General features: G+C 47.5%; 3 protein-coding genes, 1 rRNA gene and 1 pseudogene. 3 read left to right on the plus strand and 2 right to left on the minus strand.

Annotation, left to right across the window (positions count from 1 at the left end; translation table 11 throughout):
- The 3 genes from rrf to birA all read left to right on the plus strand — a co-directional run.
- Positions 1-91 (plus strand): 5S ribosomal RNA (gene rrf, locus BHE85_RS12120); the annotation flags it as partial.
- A 136-nt stretch (positions 92-227) separates the two neighbouring features.
- A complete protein-coding gene (gene murB, locus BHE85_RS12125) occupies positions 228-1,256 on the plus strand; it encodes a UDP-N-acetylmuramate dehydrogenase (protein ID WP_001016691.1) in 1,029 nt (342 codons plus the stop codon).
- Positions 1,253-2,218 carry a bifunctional biotin--[acetyl-CoA-carboxylase] ligase/biotin operon repressor BirA gene (gene birA, locus BHE85_RS12130; protein ID WP_000654614.1) on the plus strand — a complete coding sequence of 322 codons (966 nt, stop codon included), beginning with the start codon at positions 1,253-1,255 and terminating at the stop codon, positions 2,216-2,218. Before murB ends, birA begins: the two co-directional genes overlap by 4 nt.
- Before the next feature lie 28 nt (positions 2,219-2,246).
- On the opposite strand, the gene coaA is transcribed toward birA, so the two are convergent.
- Together coaA and BHE85_RS12140 are read right to left on the minus strand one after the other, a co-directional pair.
- On the minus strand, positions 2,247-3,197 hold the full coding sequence (gene coaA, locus BHE85_RS12135; RefSeq protein ID WP_000023091.1) for a type I pantothenate kinase: 951 nt from the start codon (positions 3,195-3,197) through the stop codon (positions 2,247-2,249).
- Between the two features lie 152 nt (positions 3,198-3,349).
- A pseudogene (locus tag BHE85_RS12140) lies at positions 3,350-3,633 on the minus strand (IS4 family transposase); the annotation flags it as partial.

The following is a 3,633-nucleotide window of genomic DNA, read 5'->3' on the forward strand; positions in this document are numbered from 1 at the left end:
CACCTGACCCCATGCCGAACTCAGAAGTGAAACGCCGTAGCGCCGATGGTAGTGTGGGGTCTCCCCATGCGAGAGTAGGGAACTGCCAGGCATCAAATTAAGCAGAAGGCCCGGTCGGAAGACTGGGCCTTTTGGCGTTTCTACAAACTCTCCCTGTCGTCATAACTACAAGCCATCCCCCCACAGATACGGTAAACTAGCCTCGTTTTTGCATCAGGAAAGCAGCTATGAACCACTCCTTAAAACCCTGGAACACATTTGGCATTGATCATAATGCTCAGCACATTGTATGTGCCGAAGACGAACAACAATTACTCAATGCCTGGCAGTATGCAACCGCAGAAGGACAACCCGTTCTTATTCTGGGTGAAGGAAGTAATGTACTTTTTCTGGAAGACTATCGCGGCACGGTGATCATCAACCGGATCAAAGGTATCGAAATTCATGATGAACCTGATGCGTGGTATTTACATGTAGGAGCCGGAGAAAACTGGCATCGCCTGGTAAAATACACTTTGCAGGAAGGTATGCCTGGTCTGGAAAATCTGGCATTAATTCCTGGTTGTGTCGGCTCATCACCTATCCAGAATATTGGTGCTTATGGCGTAGAATTACAGCGAGTTTGCGCTTATGTTGATTGTGTTGAACTGGCGACAGGCAAGCAAGTGCGCTTAACTGCCAAAGAGTGCCGTTTTGGCTATCGCGACAGTATTTTTAAACATGAATACCAGGATCGCTTCGCCATTGTAGCCGTAGGTCTGCGTCTGCTAAAAGAGTGGCAACCTGTACTAACGTATGGTGACTTAACTCGTCTGGATCCTACAACAGTAACGCCACAGCAAGTATTTAATGCGGTGTGTCATATGCGCACCACCAAACTCCCTGATCCAAAAGTGAATGGCAATGCCGGTAGTTTCTTCAAAAACCCTGTTGTATCTGCCGAAACGGCTAAAGCATTACTGGCGCAATTTCCAACAGCACCAAATTACCCCCAGGCGGGTGGTTCAGTAAAACTGGCAGCAGGTTGGCTTATTGATCAGTGCCAGCTAAAAGGGATGCAAATGGGTGGGGCTGCGGTGCACCGTCAACAGGCGTTAGTTCTCATTAATGAAGACAATGCAAAAAGCGAAGATGTGGTGCAACTGGCACACCATGTAAGACAAAAAGTGGGTGAAAAATTTAATGTCTGGCTTGAGCCTGAAGTCCGCTTTATTGGTGCATCAGGTGAAGTGAGCGCAGTGGAGACAATTTCATGAAGGATAACACCGTGCCACTGAAATTGATTGCCCTGTTAGCGAACGGTGAATTTCACTCTGGCGAGCAGTTGGGTGAAACGCTGGGAATGAGCCGGGCGGCTATTAATAAACACATTCAGACACTGCGTGACTGGGGCGTTGATGTCTTTACCGTTCCGGGTAAAGGATACAGCCTGCCTGAGCCCATCCAGTTACTTAATGCTGAACAGATATTGGGTCAGCTGGATGGCGGTAGTGTAGCCGTGCTGCCAGTTATTGACTCCACGAATCAGTACCTTCTTGATCGTATCGGAGAGCTTAAATCGGGCGATGCCTGTGTTGCAGAATACCAGCAGGCTGGCCGTGGTCGCCGGGGGCGGAAATGGTTTTCGCCTTTTGGCGCAAACTTATATTTGTCGATGTTCTGGCGTCTGGAACAAGGCCCGGCGGCGGCGATTGGTTTAAGTCTGGTTATCGGTATCGTGATGGCGGAAGTATTACGCAAGCTGGGAGCAGATAAAGTTCGTGTCAAATGGCCTAATGACCTCTATCTGCAGGATCGCAAGCTGGCAGGCATTCTTGTGGAGCTGACTGGCAAAACTGGCGATGCGGCGCAAATAGTCATTGGAGCCGGGATCAACATGGCAATGCGCCGTGTTGAAGAGAGTGTCGTTAATCAGGGGTGGATCACGCTGCAGGAAGCGGGGATCAATCTCGATCGTAATACGTTGGCGGCCATGCTAATACGTGAATTACGTGCTGCGTTGGAACTCTTCGAACAAGAAGGATTGGCACCTTATCTGTCGCGCTGGGAAAAGCTGGATAATTTTATTAATCGCCCAGTGAAACTTATCATTGGTGATAAAGAAATATTTGGCATTTCACGCGGAATAGACAAACAGGGGGCTTTATTACTTGAGCAGGATGGAATAATAAAACCCTGGATGGGCGGTGAAATATCCCTGCGTAGTGCAGAAAAATAAGAAAGGGGAGTATTCGCTCCCCTGCAAATTATTTGCGTAGTCTGACCTCTTCTACCGCATGATTAGCACTTTTCGTCAGGATTAAACTGGCGCGCTCACGAGTAGGTAGAATATTTTGCTTTAAGTTCAGCCAGTTGATCTCTTTCCACAATGTCATGGCAGTCTTAATCGCTTCTTCTTTAGTTAATTTCGCGTAGTTATGAAAATAGGAATCCGGGTCGGTAAAAGCCCCTTCGCGGAATTTCAGGAAACGGTTGATATACCACGTCTGAAGTAAGTCTTCCGGTGCATCAACATATATCGAAAAATCGACAAAATCAGAAACAAATACATGATGTGGATCGTGTGGATAATCCATTCCGCTCTGTAAGACATTTAACCCTTCAAGAATTAAAATATCAGGCTGAACAACAGTTTTATCTCCATCCGGGATCACATCATAAATAAGATGCGAGTAAACAGGGGCTGTAACGTTTGGCACGCCGGACTTGAGATCGGAAACAAACTTCACCAGGCGATGCATATCATACGATTCCGGGAAGCCTTTCTTCTTCATCAGACCACGTTCTTTCAGAACCTGATTAGGGTGAAGGAAGCCATCTGTAGTGATCAGTTCAACACGACGATGTTCCGGCCAACGGCTTAATAGCGCCTGCAATACACGGGCGGTTGTACTTTTCCCCACCGCGACACTACCAGCAATACTGATAATGTAAGGAATGCGTTGCCCGTTGGTACCAAGAAACTGTTCCAGAACTGCCTGACGGCGCAGATTCGAGCTTATATAGAAGTTCAGCAAACGTGACAGAGGTAAATAGATCTCGGCAACTTCTTCTAACGAGAGATCTTCATTAATACCTTTGAGACGGGCGATCTCATCTTCCGATAACGTCATAGGTACGGAATCACGCTGAGCTGCCCACTGGTTGCGGTCAAACTGTAGGTAAGGCGTCATTAACGTTTGCTCTTTTATACTCATAAGCATGTTTCTGGCGGTCATAGCTCTATCGGCAAAGCGATATTTGCCATGGCGCGTCACAGTTCTGTTGAATGGGTTAATGGGCAGGAGGGTAACACCAGATGGGGAGGAATAATAAGAAAAAATCTCTCCTAGGAAGTAATGCCAGTCAGTTAAGCAACTGACTGGCTCTTTTTCGGGGCTGTGGGGTATTTCCAGGGCCTCTCCTTTACCACTCTCGGAAGGCCCTTCCCCTTCTCGTCGGTAATTTCACAAGTTGTCCCATACTTGCAAGATCGCGCATCAGCTCCGGTATACGTCCCGGTGAAGCGCCCTGCAATGTCATCAGCATTCTCATCACCATTCCGCATGATTCTGAGAAACTCAGTTGATTCGGCCAGTAACCTTTCAGATGTTCCGCCATTTTAATCATCTGATATCTCACCAGATTATAAGC

Origin of the sequence: Shigella sp. FC1567 (genome assembly GCF_001743015.1) — a bacterium.
GTDB classification, from domain to species: Bacteria; Pseudomonadota; Gammaproteobacteria; order Enterobacterales; family Enterobacteriaceae; genus Escherichia; species Escherichia coli.

Bases quoted from the DNA above. Each gene is read 5' to 3' on its own strand.
- murB (WP_001016691.1), top strand. From the start codon at position 228: ATGAACCACTCCTTAAAACCCTGGAACACATTTGGCATTGATCATAAT.
- birA (WP_000654614.1), top strand. From the start codon at position 1,253: ATGAAGGATAACACCGTGCCACTGAAATTGATTGCCCTGTTAGCGAAC.
- coaA (WP_000023091.1), bottom strand. From the start codon at position 3,197: ATGAGTATAAAAGAGCAAACGTTAATGACGCCTTACCTACAGTTTGAC.